Genomic DNA, 17,954 nt, shown 5'->3' on the forward strand with positions numbered 1-17,954 from the left:
CTTGTTTGAGTTCAATGTTGAGAAGCGGGCGTATGGGAGAGAGTCTGACGAGGATAAGTAAAGAAAGGTCGTTGGAGAATTTAATGAAAATCAATTAGATAAAAATTTTTTTGATGAAATATGCACTTGTCAGTTGCAAAAGATTACAAAACATTTTTATGATATAGACAGTTTGGCCCCAATTGACTTGTTCAATATTAAAAATTTTCCTTTTTATCAATTGGTTATCTTATTTCTTCCGCGCTTGTAAATTTTCCTCCAAAAGGTTGTTTCTTTCCCAAATCCCGGCAAAACGTGCTGCATTACTTGCGGTGTAACGGACAGTGTGGCGAATATTACGATGTCCGAGATAATCTTGTATCAAACGGGTATCAGCCCCTCTTTCAGCTAGCTCATAGCCGCAGGCGTGACGCAGCATATGCGGATGCGTATGAGTGACGGTACCGGCTTCTTCTCCGGCAGCGCGGATAATGCGATAGGCCTGTTGCCGAGAAAGCGGCGTACCGCGGCGCGAGATAAATAGCGCGTCGCTTTTGCCTGCGGCCTTCCAACTGGCCCGTTGTTGCGTCCAGCGCTCTATCGCTTCGCGCTCATCAAAACGCAGCGGGTGCACGGTAGAGAAACCGTTCTTTAAACGCCGTACATTGATGCGCCCTTCGTTGAGATCGAGATCGCGATAGTGCAGATCGAGTAGTTCACTGATACGCATCCCGTGGCGAAACGCCAACAGGATCAGACAGTAATCCCGTTCACCGGTTGGGCCGTGCTGGGCCGCCTGCATCATTGCCTGTACTTCTTTGGCGGTGAGAAAACGACGTCGGTTCACAATTTTGAGCTCCTGAATTTACGTTTACTTATAAGGGATATCCTGAGAAAAAGATCCCAGGATGGATAAAAAATAATCTGAATGCAAAGGCCGTATTATTTGAAGGGGCTAATGACAAAACAGGTATCACATTACATTTACACATGCATAAATTATCGCCACGCGATAATTCTTATTTTTATCTATTTTATTGTTTACCACAATAGAGCCACGCCAGGTCGCTGGCAGGTGCATAAAATAGCAAGGAAAAAAGTTAATGCCAGCTATTTATTGAACGGAAAACATGTGCTGAAAGGATTAATTTAACAATAAATAACGAACTTATATCCTGATAAATTACAGGTGCATAGAAACGTTTTTTTTCATGTTCTAAATAAGAACTTTTAAGAACAATAAACATATTTAACGTATGGTTAATTTTTATTAATGTTTTGCAAGAAAAAATCTATATATGAGGTAAGCTGCTTTTTATCGCAGCCTAAACAGAGCAAATTTGCAACAGTCTTGCCGGGGATAGCGGGCAGGGGCTGGCAGTAGTAGGGGGAACCGATAACGAAACGCCATCCGTGGCGTAAGGTTACCTTACTGGAAAAGCGACGTTCTCTGCTTCTCACGGGATTTATCCCAAATCCCGTAAAAGCGTCCGGCGTTGCTGGCCGTGTACCAGACGGTATGGCGAATGTTACGGTGACCGAGGTAATCCTGGATAAGACGCGTATCGATACCCATATTGGCCAGCGCAAAGCCGCAGGAGTGACGCAACATGTGCGGATGAATTTCCAGCGGTAATCCTGCCTGATCGCCGGAGGCGGAAATAATCTGGTAAAACTGTTGGCGTGAAAGTGGATTACCTTTGCGTGATAAAAATAACCACTCGCTGGTGGATTGCGGATATTCATCACGAATATCCAGCCAGCGCTTTAGCGCCTGGATCTCTTTATTAAGCAACGGATGAGTAGTTGAGAACCCTTTTTTTAAACGGTGGATATAAATACATTTTGAGCGTAAATCAATATCTGAAATTCGCAGTCGGCAAATTTCACTGGCACGAAACCCATGAATAAAACAAAGCAATGTCAGGCAATAATTACGAGCAGCATGTGGTCCACTATTGGCAGCGTTAAGTAGTGACTCGATTTCATTCTGAGTCAGGAAGTTCCTTTTTTTTATTTCGCTATTATTCTTCATTATGTTCCCTTTCTATTGCAGGCGTACATTACTATCCCATAGGCTCTGGTTGGCCTATTACAGGATCCGAAGATAGGTTTCGCATTTTATGAGTAAGCATGATGCGGATCGTTTTTAATATCCCTCAAGTTACAAGGACTGTATCGCGGCAACGCTGCGCGAAATCCAGTGGGTATAATGAAGTCTCCCCGCCGCCGGGGTGAAGTGCGCTGGCGAATTTTTGATGCGATGCGCTCAGGCATTTGATGTATATCGCTTTTCCTGGGGGTTTACACGTCCTGTTCATCCTTTCTCCTCTTGAGTATGCGCGCTTACAGCAAGGTCATTGACTACCAGCTGATAAACTGAGTCCTGGCTGGATAACGTTGTGACCGTTATCCATGAGGATAATTGCCTCAATAAACAGGTTGGTATTGCGTAAATGTTTTACCGTAGGCAAACAGCGTCAGGCACTTGCTAGCATTCACTGCAACACGACAACAGCGATTAAACCATACTGCAAAAATCGTAGAGAGAATAGCGTTAATAAATGTGCAGACGTTTCAAAGAGAGATTTTACTTTTTATCGAGCAGTCGGAATTTTCCGCTCGAGTAATCAGTTAATGGATGACTAAATCGGAGTTTTTCAGCAGTTTTAGGAAGTTATCGATGTTGGCCATTCAGCCGTAACCACTTATGATACATAGATAATTCATCTTCAGGAGCTCAGGGAAATAGATGAGCCAGCTTCCGTGGTTTAGCAACTTAATAACTACCTGTGACCCACGATTATATTTGTTGGTAAGGCCATGCGGCGCTAAAGAAGTTACCCTATGAGCGCCGCTGCTTACGAATTATCTTAACTGCTGGTAGAACAGGATAATAGCGATGGCAATCATAATCACCCCAGAAACCATGCTTACTCCCTTAGCCGCCTGCGGGCGGGCTGCCAGTACCGCGCGCGAACCGTAGCCGACCAACAGATAAATTAGCGTACAGGTCATCAGGTGCATCGCGCCCAGCGCCGACATCTGCAGCGCCAGCGGCCAACTGCCGTGCGGATCGGTAAACTGCGGCAGCAGGGCGAGGAACAACAGAAAGACTTTTGGATTAAGGCCGCTAATACATAATCCTTTCATCGCCCACGCATTCCAGCTGCCAGCCGATTGTTGCGCCGCGCCTGGCGCCGCCGGATGGCGTAATATCGTAACCCCGAGCCACAGTAAATAGGCCGCGCCCGCCAGCGTGATCGCCGATAGCGCTAGCGGATGACCGGCGATTAACACCCCGACGCCAGCGACGACGATAATGGTCGCCAGTAAATGGCCTGACATCAGTCCCATCACCGCCGGAACGACGCGACGACCGTTGATACCAGCGCTAATGGCATAGGCCCAGTCGGCGCCAGGGGTAATAATCAATAGAAACGAAACTATCCAGAAGCTGGCGATCAGGCTCATTTCCATCAGCAACGCTCCGCAACGATATTAGACATCACACACTCGCAAAATTAGGTTATCGTGTGAGAAAGAATATCGACATAGAAGCGAAATGAGCTTTCAATGTTATGTTGAAAACCGGCGATTAAAGAGAAAATCTTCCAAATGGATAGCATAGATCGAAAAATTCTTGCTGAGCTGCAGGCGGATGGGCGTCTGTCGATAACCGAACTGGCGGAGCGGGTGAATTTGAGCCTTTCTCCTTGCCACCGACGTCTACGCGCACTGGAGCAAGAGGGGGTAATCACCGGCTATCGCGCCAATCTCGATCCGGGAAAAATGGGGTTCAATTTTCTGGCTATCGTGTTCGCCACGTTAAAAGAGGGCGATAAGAAAGCGGTCAGCGCTTTTGAGGAGGCGGTGGCGGAGATCCCGCAGGTTGTGCTGGCGCAACGCTTGTTTGGCGATCCGGACTACCTGATGCACGTCGTCACCCGGGATCTTCCTGCCTTTCAGAAACTCTATGATGACAAACTATCGGCGATGCCGGGCGTGCAGCATTTACGCTCAACGTTGGTGATGAAGACGGTGGTGCAGGATCGTCCTTTCCCACTGGAGACGTTAAACGCTTCCCGCTAATGCCCTGTGGCAGGGCATTAGCGCTCGTATGGCGAATCACCATTTCTCATCACGCGCGTTCTGACGACCCTCACGGCGGTTGTCGCGTTTATCTACGCGACAGCTCATGTTGCTCTGTTGATCGTTTCTCACACAGTCGTGTTTTTCTTCGCGTCCACTCTGGCGCGCATCCTGACGGATATCACGGGCATCCTGGCGTTTTTCCGCGCGGTAGGTGGCGTGCGCGGTGAGCGTCGGCAGCAGCAGGACGGCGGTAAGCAGAGGCAGGATCATTTTTTTCATTGTCGGAACCTTAAATATAAAAATAAATCACGGAAGGTTATAATTGTGGTTCGTAATCTTATGTAAATCGACACAAAATGTGCTGAACTCTCCTTTTTTTAGTTTATTATTAAACAAGCTTGGTAAATTCTCATTTTATTATTCTCGTTGCTACGTATTTTGGCTTATTACGCTAAAGAGATTACGAATATGGCATCAGGGCTCATTCGCTTTAAGTATTTGCATTGATTTTTATCAACGATCCTTATTCATCCTATTGTGGCGGATATTTAGCCATGCGATGCTCGCGGCATGAGATTTTTCTCAGTCCCCGCAAAGTTAAATGGAATTGTTAATAAAAGGAATATTATATGAAACGTTCAGTTATTGCTGCTGCAGTATTTTCAACCGTGCTGATGAGTGTTAATGCTTTTGCCGCGGCGCCAAATGAAGAGCAGGGTGAGTTAGTTATTATTGGTAATGTTATTAATTCTTCTTGTCGTTTTGAAACCGATTATAGCAGTACAATTCAATTGGCTGATGTTGATGCCACCCGTTTTGCCGGCATGTCGGCCGGTCAAGTCTTATCCGGTAATTTCGCCACCAGTAGCGATCCATTAACTATTGTTTGCCCGGAAGGCACGGTATTGAAATCGATTGATATTAGCGGCGGGACCTATACTGCCGGCGGCGTACTTAATCCTATCGCGACTACAACTTCTGCTAACGGGGTCGGTTTTAAATTAAAACTGGGTGAATCGGAGATTAATGAAAATACCATGTATGACGTCAATAATTTGCCGGGGGCGGTGACTTCTATGGGCAATGGCGTCTATCAAATGAACTTCTCTGCGCAATACGCCCGAATTAATGCCGCCACTCCGGTGACCGCCGGTGAAGTCCGCTCGGTGTTAACGATTGCCGTCTCTGCGGAGTAAGGACCTGTGCCGGCGCTTCGCCGGCAATTATTGTGCTAAGGGTGTGGTGCTATGAAACGGATTTTATTAGCAGGTTTATTTATCGCTATGCAGCCCGCGCATGCCGGAGTGGTGATTTTCGGTACCCGGGTGGTTTATCCGGCTGAGAAACAAGAAGTGGTCGTACAGTTGATGAATCATGGCGCCCGCTCTTCACTGGTGCAGTCGTGGATTGACGATGGCAATACCTCGTTGCCGCCGGAAAAAATCAACGTGCCGTTCCTGCTGTCGCCGCCGGTGGTGCGCATAGCGGGTAACTCCGGCCAGCAGCTGCGAATAAAAAAATTAGCCAACAAACTTCCGCCAAACAAGGAGTCGCTGTTTTATCTCAACGTACTCGATATTCCTCCGAATACGCCAGGAAGTGAGGGGGCGAATACGCTGCGGTTTGCCATGCAAAACCGTATTAAGCTTTTTTATCGTCCTAAAGGCATTGCGGCGGTAAATAAAGATACGTTTAAAAATATTTCGCTGTCTTCCAGAAAAAACGCTCTGCATATCGCCAATGGTACCGCAAATTGGCTGACGATTACTGAAGTTAAAGTCAGTAATGTTAAAGTTAATGAGCGCAGCGTGATGATTGCGCCGTTATCCAGTCAGGATGTCATTTTAAAAAATAATCTCGCCCGCCAGTATTCGCTAACGATGATTGATGATAATGGAAACTTTATTAGCGACAGGCTCAATGTAAAATAATAAATAATGGAGTTGGCCATGTTAAGGATGACGCCGCTTTCCTCAATGATATTGTTGGTTTTATTATCCGGTCAGCTGCAGGCCGCTGAAGAGACTTTTGATACCAATTTCATGATCGGCGGAATGAAAGGTGAAAAATCATCAAGCTTTCACTTTGCGGATAATCAACCACTGCCCGGTGAATATGAATTAGATATTTACGTCAATAAACAATGGCGTGGTAAATATCCAATCGTAGTCGCCAGTAATCCGGATGATACCTGCCTGTCATCGACATTATTAAATCAGCTGGGAATCAAAGCGGATAGCGCGCAGATGGCAAAGGATAACCAGTGCATGACGCTAAAATCCGCGGTGCGCAGCGGTAGTTATACCTTTAATATCAATATTTTTCAGCTTGATTTAGAAATTCCGCAGGCCTACGTGGAGGATCTTGAGCGCGGCTACGTCGCGCCGGAAAGCTGGGACCGCGGCGTTAACGCGCTGTATACCTCTTATTATCTGAGCCAGTATTACAGTGACTATAAAAATAACGGCAATAACAAAAGCACCTACGCCCGCTTCAATAGTGGGCTGAACCTGTTGAGCTGGCAGTTGCACTCTGATGCCACTTACAGCAAAGCCGATAGCGGCAGCGGCGACTGGAAAAGCAATACCCTGTATCTGGAACGCGGCTTTGCGCCGATTTTAGGCACCTTGCGCGCGGGCGACATGTATACCTCAGCGGATATTTTCGATGCGGTACGCTTTCGTGGGGTTCGTCTGTTCCGCGACATGCAAATGTTGCCAAACTCAAAACAGAACTTCACGCCGATCGTGCAGGGGATTGCCCAGAGCAACGCGCTGGTAACCATTGAGCAGAACGGCTTCACCGTCTATCAGAAAGAGGTGCCGCCGGGGCCTTTTGCGATTGCCGATTTACAACTCGCCGGCGGCGGGGCGGATCTCGATGTCACTATCCGGGAAGCCGACGGCTCGGTAACCACCTACCTGGTGCCTTATTCCTCGGTACCCAATATGTTGCAGCCGGGGGTATCTAAATATGACATTGCCGCCGGGCGCAGCCATATCGAAGGTGCCAGCAATCAGGAAGACTTTATGCAGGCCAGCTATCAATATGGCCTGAACAACCTGCTGACCCTGTATGGCGGTACCATGCTAGGCACCGATTATCAGGCTTTCACTATGGGAACCGGATGGAATACCCATCTCGGCGCGATATCCGTTGACGGCACCTGGGCGCGTAGCGATCAGGATAACGGTACTTTTGAAGGGCAAAGCTATCAGATTGCCTACAACAAATACCTCACCCAGACTAAAACGCGTTTCGGAATGGCGGCTTATCGCTATTCAACCAGCGACTATCGTACTTTTAACGATCATGTTTGGGCGAAGAACCGTAATAGTTATCACCATGATGATAATGATGTTTACAACATTGATGACTATTATCGCTATGATTTTGGACGTAAAAATAGTTTCTCCGCCAACATCAGCCAGTCGTTGCCGGAAGGGTTGGGGTCTTTTTCACTGAGTGCCTTGTGGCGTGACTACTGGGGAAAAAGCGGCAGCAATAAAGATTATCAGCTGAGCTACTCTAATAACTGGCAGCGGGTTTCCTGGACCATTTCGGCCAGCCAGACCTATGATGAAGATCATCATGAAGATAAGCGCTTTAACCTCTTCATTTCGATTCCGCTTATCTGGGGAGAGAGCGACAGCGTACTGGCGCGTCGTTTGACGCTGTCGAATTCGACGACCTTCGATAATGACGGTTTTGCCTCCAATAACACCGGCATCAGCGGCACAGGCGGCCAGCGCGACCAGTTTGACTATGGCGTGAACTTTAGCCGTCAGCAGCAAAACCATGAAACCACCGCCGGCGGCAACCTTACCTGGAACGCGCCGCTGGCGACGCTGAGCGGCAGCTACAGTCAGTCGTCGAAATATACCCAGGCCAGCGGCAGCCTGTCAGGCGGGGTGGTGGCCTGGTCCGGCGGCGTCAATTTCGCTAACCAGCTTTCGGAAACCTTCGCCATTATTCAGGCGCCGGGCCTGGAAAATGCTTACGTCAATGGTCAGAAATATCGCACCACCAACGGTCAGGGAACGGTCATTTTCGATCACGTATTGCCTTACCGTGAAAGTTCGCTGCTGCTGAATACCGCCAATACGCAGAGCAAAACCGAGTTGATTGGCAACCGTAAAGCGGTCGCTCCGTACCGCGGGGCGGTGGTGCTGGCGCGTTTCGATACCGACCAGCGTCAACCCTGGCTTATTCACGCCGAACGCCCGGACGGTACGCCGCTGAAATTTGGCTATGAAATTGAAGATAACGACGGACAGAATGTCGGCGTCGTCGGCCAGGGCAGCATGCTGTATATCCGCACCGATAACGTACCGCCGTCGATAACCATCGCGGTCGATAAGCAGCAGGGCCATTACTGCACCATTACATTTAAACATACCATTGATGAAGGTAAGACCTATGTCTGCCGCTAAAAGGACGATTTTCATGAAATGGATAATTTTGCTGGTATTAAGCTTATGCTCTTTTTTAGCGCGAGCGGGGAATTGCGATGTCACGCCAAATGTTAATTCTTTGACGATTGACGCCAGCGGTAATTATACCTTTAAGCCACTGGCGGCCAGCGGTGATTTGAATGTCAGAAACAGCGATATTCAGTCTGAGGGATTTCACTTTATCTGCAACAGTACGCAAAATGTCAGCGTCTCGGTGGCGTCGTCGCCCCCTGAGGATAAAGACTTCTATGTAGTAGTCGGCAGTAAAACCTACGTGATGGAGTTTTCTCTCGATCCTGCGAAACTCAACGCTCTTGCGGATGGTAACATCCGCAAAAATCAGAGTTATAACTTAGCGGATATTTTTAACAGCGTAATCGGCATTCGTTATGTGATTAAAGAAGGCGCCGCAGTCGGGAGGCAGGTTCAGCCTGGCGAATCATTCCCGTTGGTTTACTCGATGCGCTTTGAGTACTGTAAAGGCAATAAAGATTGCCATGTGATAAACATCAATTACACCTTTAACGTGACCCTGCAGATTAATATCATGACCTGTGGTTTTAACGTCCCGAACCGCCTCATTAATATGGGCGATTACAGCTACTTTGATATTAAAGAAGACAAAGCGCAATATCGCATGGAAAGCGTCAATATCGATTGTAGCCAGGACGAGTCGGCGGTATTCGAATTGACGCCGGGTAAAATTGATTATTACTTTGTCGCCGCCTCCGGCTTTGCCGGCACCAGCAAAATATTGAAGAATGACGATCAGGAGGCCGCCACCGGCGCCGGCGAAGTCGGTTTTCATCTGCGCGATAGCCAGGGCGGGGAACTCCAGTACGGCAGCGGTTTCCTTTATCACTCCGACGAGGAGGCCCGGCATGGCAGCAACAACCCGATCTATCTGCAAATCAAACCGATGAAATATGGCGAGAATATCCGCGGCGGTACGATTAAAAGCCGTGTCATTATCGTGGTGAACAATAACTAGCCCTCTGTACCGCGCGCCTTCCTTTGCGCGCGGTGTACGTGGTTTACGTGGTTGCGACCGGTTCAGGTCGCAACTGCTGCTGGCGAATACTCACCAGCGCTACCAGCGCCAATAGCGCAAAGGCCAGCAGCATCAGCGCAATGGGGATATAGCTATCCCACATCATTAAAAAAGCTACCGCCAGCATCGGGCTAATACCACCGGAAATCACCGCCCCAATCTCATGCCCCAGCGCCAGCCCGGTGTAGCGTACCTCCACCGGAAACAGATCCACCATCAGACACGGCTGCGCGGCAATCATCGCGCCATGGCACAATGGCAATGCCAACAGCATGGCGAGCAGCATCGCCGGGAAGGTGTGCATATTCAGCAGCCAGAAGAAGGGGAAGGCGACCAGCGCCATGCCTATCACGCCGATGTAGTAAAGCCGCTTACGGCCAATGCGATCGGAAAGCCATCCCCAGCCGAGAATCGTGGCGATCTCCACCGTCATGGCGATGGTAACCGCCGCGATCAGGTCGCGGGTGTCGATGCCGATATGTTTGCAATAGACCACTGAAAACGTGAAGAAGATATACACCGCGCCGTTTTCCGCCAGCCGCAGGCCGATAGCCTGTAATATCGCTCGTGGATGATTTTTGAAGGCGCTGAGCACCGGTAAATGATGGGCCTCATTTTTGCTGTCGTTTTCTGCTTTGCGCGCCACGAATTCCGCGTTTTCCTGGATGTTACGGCGAATATAGACGCCCACCAGAAAGATAAACAGGCTGAGCAAAAACGGAATACGCCACGCCCACGACATCACCTCTTCCTGCGACAGAAGCTGCACCAGATAGAATGCCAGCGAAGAAAGAACAAACCCGCCGCAGACCCCCACCTGGCTCCAGGCGGTGTAGTACCCTTTTTGGCTTTCCGGCGCGTTTTCGCTCAGCATTAATACGCCGCCGCCCCATTCACCGCCGGAAGCCACGCCCTGTACAAAGCGCAGCGTAATCAAGGCGATTGGCGCCAGCACGCCGATGTGAGCGTAGGTTGGCAGCAGGCCAATTAAGAACGTACTGGCGCCCATCAGCGTCAGGGTGATGATCAGCGTCATTTTACGGCTGTAGCGATCGCCGAGATGGCCGAATATCACGCCGCCGAGCGGACGGGCGATAAAGCCGATAGCGAAACCGGAAAAGGCTAAAAATGATCCGAGCAGCGGGTCATTACTGGCGGGGAAAAACAGCGGCCCGAAGACCAGCGCCGCCGCGGTGCCATACAGGAAAAAATCGTACCATTCCAGCGAGTTGCCGAGAAAAGACCCGATGATTAATTTGCGCATAGGTTGCGCCGGGGGGACCGTTGTACCGCTCACAGCTCCAGACATAAGGTTAACTCCAGTGCAGGTGAATCAGGCGGCGCCTGCTGGCGCCGGGCGATGGGTCGGCAGGGTTTTTATGGTTATGATGAAACTTAACGGCACGACGCCATGCTAAGGGTGTGGAACTGGCGATTAAACCAGACCAGCCCGTCGCTGGGGTTGCCGAAGCGGATCTGTTTGACCTCGCAGTAAAATACGCTGTGGCTGCCCACTTCGTGGCTGTCGGCAATGACGCAGTCGCAGTTCGCCACGGCGGAAGCCAGCGCCGGTGAACCGGTCTCCAGCGCCAGCCATTCGTCGTGCAGGAAGCGTTCTTCAGAGCGGATTTGGCCATTGGCGAAAATCCCGGACAATTGCTGATGCTGACCGGAGAGCACGTTAACGCACAGCACGCCGTTGTGCTGGAATTTGCCGTGCGCGAAGGACGAGCGGTTCATACATACCAGCAGCGTCGGCGGCGAATCCGTCACGCTACACACCGCCGAAGCGGTAAAGCCGAAGCGGCCCGCCGGGCCATCGGTGGTAATGATGGTGATCGCGCTGCCCAGCTGCGCCATGGCATTACGAAAATCAGATGTCAGGTTCATAGTAATACCCGTTATTTCAGTTTGACGTATTCGAAGCCTTCAATAACCAGCCGCGGGGTTTTAGCCCGCGAACAGCACAGCAGGATCTGGTCATTATCTTCGCGTTCTTCTTCGGTTAAATACTCGTCGCGGTGGTCAGGTACGCCGCTACAAACGTTGGCGAGGCAGGTGCCGCAGACGCCCTGTTGGCAGGAGACTTTCACTTTGATGCCGGCTTTTTGCAGCGCGGCGACGATGGTCTCGTTTTCGCCGACGGTAACGCTAAGGTTGAGTTCCGGAACCTCAACCTCAAAGCTGCCGCCGCTGGTTTCGACCTCGCGGTTGAAATACTCCTGATGCAGCCGCTCCGCGCTGAAACCGCACCCCTGCGCCGTTTCATTAATCCACGCCATAAAACCCTCCGGACCGCAAACGTACAGGTGGCCGGCGGCGGCGTGAGGCGTCAGGAGTTCCTGAGGGAGGATCCTGCCGTTTTCATCGCTGATATGTAGCTGAACGTGCGCGCTAAAGTGGCAATCCGCCAGCTCGGCCAGAAACGCCATTCCCTCACGGCTGTGGCCGCAGTAATGCACTTCGAAGGATTTCCCGGCGCGAAATAGCGTATCGGCCATCGCCAGCATCGGCGTGATGCCAATGCCGCCGCCGATCAGAATGCTATGAGGCGCCGACATCTCCAGCGCGAACAGGTTGCGCGGGGGGCTAATTTGCACCTCGTCGCCGGGCTGTAAAGCATGCGCCGCCAGCGAACCGCCGCGCGAGGCGCGATCCTTGAGGATCCCCAACCGATAGCGCTGCGGGTGATGGGCGCTGCCGCACAGCGAATACTGGCGCACGATGCCATCGCCAAGATGCAGATCGATATGCGCCCCGGCGCTAAACGAGGGCAGGGGAGCGCCGTCCGGCGAGGCCAGCGTCAGGACTACCACCTCGGCTCCCTGAATTTCGCGTTCTGTGACGCGTACCGTCAATGTTTCAGCCATAGTTTTTCTCCACCCGCGAAGGGCTTAACGCATATAAATGCCGCCATTGATATCCCAGGTCGCACCGGTGATAAAGGTGGCGGAGGGCGCCGCCAGCAGTTCTACCGCGCGGGCGACCAGCAGCGGATCGCCAAGCCGCTTCATCGGGATCATCTCCAGCAGCGCCGGCATTTTCTCTTCCGGCACCGCGGCGCGAACGGAAGGAAGATCCAGCGGCCCCGGCGCAATCGCGTTGACGCTCACCCCGGCGTTACTCAGGGCGCGGGCGAAAACTTTGGTCAGGGTAATAATGCCGCCTTTGGAGGCTGCATAGTGGGCGCCGGAGGCGGTGCCGCCGTTTTGCCCGGCCAGCGACGCGAGGTTAATAATGCTGCCCTGCTGGCGCTGGCTGAAATAGCGGCCGATGGTCTGGCAGCCGACGAAGGTACCGCGCAGGTTGGTACTGGTGACGCGATCGAATTCTTCTACGTCGATCTCCATGATCGGCGTGGTCAGGGTTAAGGCGGCGTTGTTGACCAGCACATCGAGTTCGCCGAAACGTGCGCGGATCTGCGCCAGCGCGTCGCTGAACTGTTGCGGCTGGCGAATATCCAGCGCCAGCGGCAGCAGCCGCTGCTGGCTGGGATCGATCTCCTGCGCGCTGCGGGTGACCGTATCGAGATTGAGGTCGGCCATCGCCACCTGATAGCCCTGTTGCCAGAGATGGCGGCTGATAACCAGCCCGAGGCCGTTGGCCGCGCCGGTAATAAGTACGCTACGTGTCATAAAGTCCTCACAGGATGTAGCCAATGCTATGCAGGTAATCGTCGCCGTTAATCAGGCGTACGACCTTTTGCAGGATGCGGAAACTGTCGCCCTCCGGCGCCAGCGTCCAGGTGACGTCAGCGGCGTAGTGCTGTTCATTGCCCTTGCGGTACTCGTAAAGGAATTGGGCGCAGCGTACTTCGACGACCTCATCGCTGGCGCTGAGCAGGCGATAACGGCCGCTCATGCGGATAGTGCGCGCGCGCGGGGTGGTGGAGATCGACTCGCCGCTGTATAAACGCTGCACGCGTTTTTCCCGCATCTCGTGGTTGTCGTAGGCGTAGTTGAGCACGTTGGCGAAATCGGTGGTCTGCTGGTCGATGGGGATGATGTACATCCCCTCGGTGCGCCACAGCGCCAGCCATTCGCGAAATTCGCCTTGATCGAGCAGGTCCGCTTCCAGGTTAATAAACTGAATGGCGGCGTTGAGGATAGGTGATGTATTCATTATTGCCCCCGGTGGTCAGCGGTCATGTACTTTTTCCATTGTTGATAGGCGGCGCGCATGCCGGTTTCGGCGCTGACGTCGCTGCGCAGGCCGTCGGCGGTGCGGACTTCGCCGGGCAGGCCGCGGTTGAGCATGATCCACAGATCGTCGCCCGCGCCGCCGCCGCGCTGCACCCGCTCCCAGGCCTCTGAATCATCGGGGGTGCCGAAGCCCATCGGCCCCTGGAAGTGTTCGTGCAGCCGCAGGCGCGCCTGGTTGGCGATCGCCGGGCCATCTTTCATGGTCAGCACCATGTGATGAATTTCCGTCTCTTTTACCGATATCGGCTGCAGCACGCGGAAGAAGGCCATTGAACAGGCGACATTGGGGAACAGGTTAAGGTTAAAACCGCTGCCGCCGACCGCGCGTACGATGCGCCGCACCTGCTGCTCGTCGTGGCCTTCCTCGCGCAGGGCCTGGGCCAGTTCGCTAAAGCGCTCCGGGATTGGCGCATCGAGATTGGCTTCCAGATCGATAAGCTCGGGGATCATCACCATCACGCTGTGGCCGTTGCCGAGATCTTCCACGAAGCCTTTGCCGTCGACGAAGTTGAGCATCTCTTCGGTCTGTTTATCGACCGAGCTTAAAAACGACTTATGGACGATCGGGAAGTGATAGCCGTCGGTGGTATTTTCCAACTGGATTTTCCAGTTACCGGGAAAGCGAAAACGGTGCGCGGCCGTGGCCTGCAGCGCGAAGCCAGCCCCCTGTTTCATGAACAGATCCATCCATTTCATCGCCGGGCCGAGGAAGTCGGTCAGCGGTTCAATGTCGTGGTTGAAGCTGGCGAAAATCATTCCGGCGTAGCTTTCAACGCGCAGGCGCACCATGCCGAGCTCAGATTTGTTCAGCGTATCGCCGTAGCTCTCTGGATGCGGTACCCCGCGTAGCGCGCCGTCGAGGCCATAGCCCCAGCCGTGATACGGGCAGGTAAACCCGTTCGTTTTCCCGCTGCGATGTTCGCAAACGGTGGCGGCGCGGTGGCGGCAGCGGTTGAGCAGCACGTTGATATTGCCTTTGCGATCGCGTACGACGATCACCGGCTGGGTACCCACCATCGAGGATTTATAGCTGCCGGCGTCAGGGATTTCGCTCTCGTGGGCGACCCACACCCAGGTACGGTTAAAAATGTTGTCGATCTCGAGGTCGAAAATTTCCTCGGAAGTATAGAGACAGGTATGGACCCGGTCGCTTTGCACCAGTGCCGCCAGCGTTTCGGCGGTATGGCGGGTATCGATATTTTTTACCGGAATACATTCAGACATTGTCACTCTCCACATATCTCTTTTAATGACCATCAGGCACCGGTAAATCGGCGAGCGAATGCCAGTCAGCTACCGGGCGGCTAAATAAATTACGGGTGGTAAAATGATGAATTAACCACTGTTGATCTTGTTTAATAAATTCAATGACGAGCTCCGCGCTATTTAAATGCGAGCCGCCGCGGCGAAACGTCGAAGCCTGCAGCATTTTCCAGCGGCCAACCGCGCGGTTATTTTCGCCAACGCGAATATGCTCGGCCGTTAAATAATGTACGTTAATGGCGAAGTGTGACGGTTCGCTAATATAAGCGTTCATCATCCCGACGATCGCCGCTCTGCCGCAATGGCGCCCGAGCTTGTGTTGATATAATTCGCCGATACCTTCCCAAATAGCCGTTTCGCTAAATAGCGCGCCAATTTGCCGGGCGGTATCCGGATGCGTCAGGTCATCACAGAGATGCATATACTGGCTGATGGCGTTTCGGATCTGCACTACGGCTTCCAGCTTCTCCAGGCGTTGCAGCATTTCTTCATTCATTGCCGGCTCCGTGTTGACTTATAAATAGCCGGGCTGCGGCGAGTGGCCGAAGAACATATTGCCGGCGTTGATGTAGGTCAGCTCGCCCATAAAGGCGTGCTGGGTGATGACCATGGAGTCGCGGGCATAGCGCTGCAGCGGGCTACGCATTGAAATGCCCGGCATCCCGGCCAGTTTCAGCGCGCGGGTGGTAACCGACGCAGAAACTCGGGTAATGTGGGTGGAAGAGAGGCGCATGGCGTTAATCCGCTCTTCTCCCGGTTCATCGCCGCGCAGAATCGCCTGCCAGACGTCGTCGATGGCGTCATAGAACCAGCAGCGCGCCGAACGCAGTTCCGCTTCGCAGTGGGCGATTTCCATCTGCGCGAATTGACGATCCGCCAGGCACGGCGCGCCGGTGACCGAGCTCTGGCGTTCGGCAATGGCGTAAATTTCCGATAACGCCGCGCGGGCGATACCCAGCGCCACCACCGACAGTACCTGAGTGGCCAGCGACAGTACCGGGTAGCGATACAAAGGGCCTTCGAGGTTAAGTTCGCCGCCGCGAATAAAGGTCCACTCCTGCGGCACGAAGGCATTATTCAGCACTACGTCATGGCTGCCGGTACCGGAGAGGCCGACCGTATTCCAGACCGGATCGATGGTGAACTCCCCGGCGGGTAGCACCGCGATGCGCGGCAGCGGACGATCGCTGCCGTCATCGGTCAGAATGCCCACGCCGATAAGTTCGGCGCCGCTGCAGCCGCTGGCGAAGCTCCAGCGCCCGCTGACGCGGTAGCCGCCATCCTGAGTCGTCGCCTTTTGCGGCGGGAAGATCCCGCCGGCAAAGACGATATCCGGTCCGTGGCGGTAAAGCTCATCGAGACTGCTCGGCGGCAGGCCGCCAAGATAAAACGGATTCATGCCGAAACTCGCCACCCAGCCGGCGGATCCGTCAGCCGTTGAGAGCGTTTCAATTAACTGGCAAAATTCCGCCGGCGAGATTTCATCGCCGCCGTAGCGTTTTGGCACCAGCGCGCGATAAACACCAATCTTTTTAAAGCGGGAAATGATATCCGCCGGGATATATTTCTGCTGCTCGAATTCCTCGCTGCGCTTTTTAATATCCGCGAGTAATTCGGCAAACTCTATTGTCGTGGCGTGCAGGGTCTTTTCCGCACGCGAAGTTGCAGAGGGGTTTAACATGCGATTTAGCCTCTTCCAGTTAATGAAAGTACGGTTTTATTATTTTAATTTTTCCAGCAAATACTCAGCGTAATTAAGTAAATCGAACTCTTTATTTTTATTGGCGACTAATTGCAGCGCCACCGGGCGATGATTAATTTCGCCAAGCGGCAGGCTCAGGGCCGGATGGCCGCTTAAATTAAATGGGCGCACCAGACGAGTCAGGTTGACTACCTTGAGCGGATCCGCCGCTTCTTCCAGCGTTGGCGGACATTCCGGCAGGGTCGGCAGCAGAATCAGCGGTGTTTTCGCCAACTGGGCGTCCACCGCGGCGCTAAATTGTTGACGCACGCTTTCCGCAGCCTGCCGCTGCTGAGGGCCAATTTCCGCGCCGGCGCGGATCCGCTGGGCGACGTCCGGCGCCAGATTCGGCGCGCTGATGATGCTGTGAAACGCCAGCCAGTTTTCCTGGCTTATCACCGTAAGCCCGGCCTGATGCGCTTCGTTGAATCCCGGCAGTTCAGCGCGAGTCCATGCCAGGCCCGCTTGCTGCAGACGTGAGACGATCAGTTGCTCAATTTCCGGCGTTGCCGTGCCCGCCAGATAGCTTATCGCGGGTGCTTCCCGGCGCGCAGAAGGAGCCGGTTCCCTCAGCGCTTTTGCCAGCGCCTGGCGCAATGTGGCGATATCGCGGGCGAACAGGCCGACGCAGTCTAGCGAACTTTCCGTCGGCATGACGCCAGCGCGACTCAGACGGCCAAAGCTCGGCTTCAGGCCAGCCACGCCGCAGCAGGCCGCGGGCATCCGCACCGAGCCGCCGGTATCGGTGCCGACGGCGAAGTCGACTTCACCGGCCGCGACCACGGCGGCAGAGCCGCTGGACGAGCCGCCGGGAATTAACTGCGGATAATGCGGATTGCGCGGCGTACCGCTATGCGGGTTGATGCCGGTGACGCCAAAGGCCAGCTCGTGCAGGGTGGTTTTTCCGCGCAGCTGACAGCCGTTATCCAGCAGCGCCTCGACTACGGCGGCATGGCGGACGGCGGGCGGCGCATCCTGCAATACCGGGCTGCCGGCGCGGGTCGGAAAACCGGCAATATCGAGACTGTCTTTAACTGCGAACGTCAGCTCGCCGTCGCCAAGGGTAAAGCGCGAGATAAACCCGGATTGTGCGTTTTCTGTCTCTGTACGATGTTCAGTAACCATGTTTCACATCTCCGTGAGGGTGATAATTACCGCGCGAAATGACT

Annotated in this window: 18 protein-coding genes; 5 read left to right on the plus strand and 13 right to left on the minus strand. The window is 53.1% G+C overall.

Annotated features, from left to right (window positions below; genetic code table 11):
* Nucleotides 1-229: 229 nt before the first annotated feature.
* The 3 genes from fimE to KGA69_RS10755 form a co-directional block, all read right to left on the minus strand.
* Nucleotides 230-826, minus strand: coding sequence for a type 1 fimbria switch DNA invertase FimE (fimE, locus tag KGA69_RS10745; RefSeq protein WP_045373908.1), 597 nt, complete (start codon nt 824-826; stop codon nt 230-232).
* Between the two features lie 582 nt (nt 827-1,408).
* Nucleotides 1,409-2,014 (minus strand): tyrosine-type DNA invertase, encoded by a 606-nt coding sequence (locus tag KGA69_RS10750; protein WP_045396578.1) that lies wholly within the window; start codon nt 2,012-2,014, stop codon nt 1,409-1,411.
* Between the two features lie 833 nt (nt 2,015-2,847).
* Nucleotides 2,848-3,459, minus strand: a complete 612-nt coding sequence (locus tag KGA69_RS10755) for a LysE family translocator (RefSeq protein WP_045396582.1) — start codon at nt 3,457-3,459, stop codon at nt 2,848-2,850.
* 138 nt (nt 3,460-3,597) lie between these two features.
* Between KGA69_RS10755 and KGA69_RS10760 the strand changes: the two genes are divergently transcribed.
* Complete coding sequence (locus tag KGA69_RS10760) at nt 3,598-4,071, plus strand: Lrp/AsnC family transcriptional regulator (protein WP_032706451.1); 474 nt, start codon at nt 3,598-3,600, stop codon at nt 4,069-4,071.
* Nucleotides 4,072-4,107: 36 nt separating this feature from the next.
* Here KGA69_RS10760 and KGA69_RS10765 read toward each other — a convergent pair whose 3' ends face one another.
* On the minus strand, nt 4,108-4,353 hold the full coding sequence (locus KGA69_RS10765) for a hypothetical protein (protein WP_063415450.1): 246 nt from the start codon (nt 4,351-4,353) through the stop codon (nt 4,108-4,110).
* A gap of 350 nt (nt 4,354-4,703) precedes the next feature.
* Here KGA69_RS10765 and KGA69_RS10770 point away from each other — a divergent pair, with 350 nt between their 5' ends.
* Genes KGA69_RS10770 through KGA69_RS10785 form a run of 4 tightly spaced genes read left to right on the plus strand, consistent with a single transcriptional unit; the run spans nt 4,704 to nt 9,519 of the window.
* The gene (locus KGA69_RS10770) at nt 4,704-5,270 is read left to right on the plus strand and encodes a fimbrial protein (RefSeq protein ID WP_045396586.1); all 567 of its coding nucleotides are present in this window, start codon (nt 4,704-4,706) and stop codon (nt 5,268-5,270) included.
* A gap of 51 nt (nt 5,271-5,321) precedes the next feature.
* Entirely contained in the window at nt 5,322-6,005 is a 684-nt protein-coding gene (locus KGA69_RS10775) for a fimbria/pilus periplasmic chaperone (RefSeq protein ID WP_045396589.1), read from the plus strand.
* Nucleotides 6,006-6,023: 18 nt separating this feature from the next.
* Complete coding sequence (locus KGA69_RS10780; protein ID WP_045396592.1) at nt 6,024-8,507, plus strand: fimbrial biogenesis outer membrane usher protein; 2,484 nt, start codon at nt 6,024-6,026, stop codon at nt 8,505-8,507.
* Nucleotides 8,508-8,520: 13 nt separating this feature from the next.
* Nucleotides 8,521-9,519, plus strand: a complete 999-nt coding sequence (locus tag KGA69_RS10785; protein WP_045396594.1) for a hypothetical protein — start codon at nt 8,521-8,523, stop codon at nt 9,517-9,519.
* Between the two features lie 43 nt (nt 9,520-9,562).
* On the opposite strand, the gene KGA69_RS10790 is transcribed toward KGA69_RS10785, so the two are convergent.
* From KGA69_RS10790 to KGA69_RS10830, 9 genes are all read right to left on the minus strand, one after another.
* On the minus strand, nt 9,563-10,843 hold the full coding sequence (locus KGA69_RS10790) for an MFS transporter (protein WP_213293087.1): 1,281 nt from the start codon (nt 10,841-10,843) through the stop codon (nt 9,563-9,565).
* Between the two features lie 131 nt (nt 10,844-10,974).
* Entirely contained in the window at nt 10,975-11,469 is a 495-nt protein-coding gene (locus tag KGA69_RS10795) for a flavin reductase (protein WP_015703350.1), read from the minus strand.
* 11 nt (nt 11,470-11,480) lie between these two features.
* Nucleotides 11,481-12,449 (minus strand): PDR/VanB family oxidoreductase, encoded by a 969-nt coding sequence (locus tag KGA69_RS10800; RefSeq protein WP_213293089.1) that lies wholly within the window; start codon nt 12,447-12,449, stop codon nt 11,481-11,483.
* Nucleotides 12,450-12,473: 24 nt separating this feature from the next.
* Entirely contained in the window at nt 12,474-13,214 is a 741-nt protein-coding gene (locus tag KGA69_RS10805) for an SDR family NAD(P)-dependent oxidoreductase (protein ID WP_047080380.1), read from the minus strand.
* A gap of 7 nt (nt 13,215-13,221) precedes the next feature.
* The gene (locus KGA69_RS10810) at nt 13,222-13,701 is read right to left on the minus strand and encodes an aromatic-ring-hydroxylating dioxygenase subunit beta (protein WP_045396614.1); all 480 of its coding nucleotides are present in this window, start codon (nt 13,699-13,701) and stop codon (nt 13,222-13,224) included.
* Nucleotides 13,701-15,005, minus strand: a complete 1,305-nt coding sequence (locus KGA69_RS10815) for an aromatic ring-hydroxylating oxygenase subunit alpha (protein ID WP_213293090.1) — start codon at nt 15,003-15,005, stop codon at nt 13,701-13,703. The genes KGA69_RS10810 and KGA69_RS10815 overlap by 1 nt, the downstream gene beginning before the upstream one ends.
* Before the next feature lie 22 nt (nt 15,006-15,027).
* Nucleotides 15,028-15,540: a nuclear transport factor 2 family protein gene (locus tag KGA69_RS10820; protein WP_113372978.1), complete on the minus strand. Its 513-nt coding sequence runs from the start codon at nt 15,538-15,540 to the stop codon at nt 15,028-15,030.
* 18 nt (nt 15,541-15,558) lie between these two features.
* A complete protein-coding gene (locus tag KGA69_RS10825; protein ID WP_045396622.1) occupies nt 15,559-16,725 on the minus strand; it encodes an acyl-CoA dehydrogenase family protein in 1,167 nt (388 codons plus the stop codon).
* Between the two features lie 39 nt (nt 16,726-16,764).
* Nucleotides 16,765-17,910, minus strand: a complete 1,146-nt coding sequence (locus KGA69_RS10830; protein WP_063447808.1) for an amidase — start codon at nt 17,908-17,910, stop codon at nt 16,765-16,767.
* Nucleotides 17,911-17,954 lie beyond the last annotated feature (44 nt).

The sequence above is a fragment of the Klebsiella sp. A52 genome (assembly GCF_018388785.1).
GTDB lineage: Bacteria > Pseudomonadota > Gammaproteobacteria > Enterobacterales > Enterobacteriaceae > Klebsiella > Klebsiella aerogenes.

What these genes read in the sequence shown, in the direction of transcription:
- KGA69_RS10780 (WP_045396592.1), top strand. Translation starts at nt 6,024, where the DNA reads ATGTTAAGGATGACGCCGCTTTCCTCAATGATATTGTTGGTTTTATTA.
- KGA69_RS10785 (WP_045396594.1), top strand. Translation starts at nt 8,521, where the DNA reads ATGAAATGGATAATTTTGCTGGTATTAAGCTTATGCTCTTTTTTAGCG.
- KGA69_RS10800 (WP_213293089.1), bottom strand. Translation starts at nt 12,449, where the DNA reads ATGGCTGAAACATTGACGGTACGCGTCACAGAACGCGAAATTCAGGGA.
- KGA69_RS10790 (WP_213293087.1), bottom strand. Translation starts at nt 10,843, where the DNA reads ATGCGCAAATTAATCATCGGGTCTTTTCTCGGCAACTCGCTGGAATGG.
- KGA69_RS10770 (WP_045396586.1), top strand. Translation starts at nt 4,704, where the DNA reads ATGAAACGTTCAGTTATTGCTGCTGCAGTATTTTCAACCGTGCTGATG.
- KGA69_RS10805 (WP_047080380.1), bottom strand. Translation starts at nt 13,214, where the DNA reads ATGACACGTAGCGTACTTATTACCGGCGCGGCCAACGGCCTCGGGCTG.
- KGA69_RS10825 (WP_045396622.1), bottom strand. Translation starts at nt 16,725, where the DNA reads ATGTTAAACCCCTCTGCAACTTCGCGTGCGGAAAAGACCCTGCACGCC.
- KGA69_RS10755 (WP_045396582.1), bottom strand. Translation starts at nt 3,459, where the DNA reads ATGGAAATGAGCCTGATCGCCAGCTTCTGGATAGTTTCGTTTCTATTG.
- KGA69_RS10795 (WP_015703350.1), bottom strand. Translation starts at nt 11,469, where the DNA reads ATGAACCTGACATCTGATTTTCGTAATGCCATGGCGCAGCTGGGCAGC.
- KGA69_RS10775 (WP_045396589.1), top strand. Translation starts at nt 5,322, where the DNA reads ATGAAACGGATTTTATTAGCAGGTTTATTTATCGCTATGCAGCCCGCG.
- KGA69_RS10765 (WP_063415450.1), bottom strand. Translation starts at nt 4,353, where the DNA reads ATGAAAAAAATGATCCTGCCTCTGCTTACCGCCGTCCTGCTGCTGCCG.
- KGA69_RS10750 (WP_045396578.1), bottom strand. Translation starts at nt 2,014, where the DNA reads ATGAAGAATAATAGCGAAATAAAAAAAAGGAACTTCCTGACTCAGAAT.
- KGA69_RS10760 (WP_032706451.1), top strand. Translation starts at nt 3,598, where the DNA reads ATGGATAGCATAGATCGAAAAATTCTTGCTGAGCTGCAGGCGGATGGG.
- KGA69_RS10810 (WP_045396614.1), bottom strand. Translation starts at nt 13,701, where the DNA reads ATGAATACATCACCTATCCTCAACGCCGCCATTCAGTTTATTAACCTG.
- KGA69_RS10820 (WP_113372978.1), bottom strand. Translation starts at nt 15,540, where the DNA reads ATGAATGAAGAAATGCTGCAACGCCTGGAGAAGCTGGAAGCCGTAGTG.
- KGA69_RS10815 (WP_213293090.1), bottom strand. Translation starts at nt 15,005, where the DNA reads ATGTCTGAATGTATTCCGGTAAAAAATATCGATACCCGCCATACCGCC.
- KGA69_RS10830 (WP_063447808.1), bottom strand. Translation starts at nt 17,910, where the DNA reads ATGGTTACTGAACATCGTACAGAGACAGAAAACGCACAATCCGGGTTT.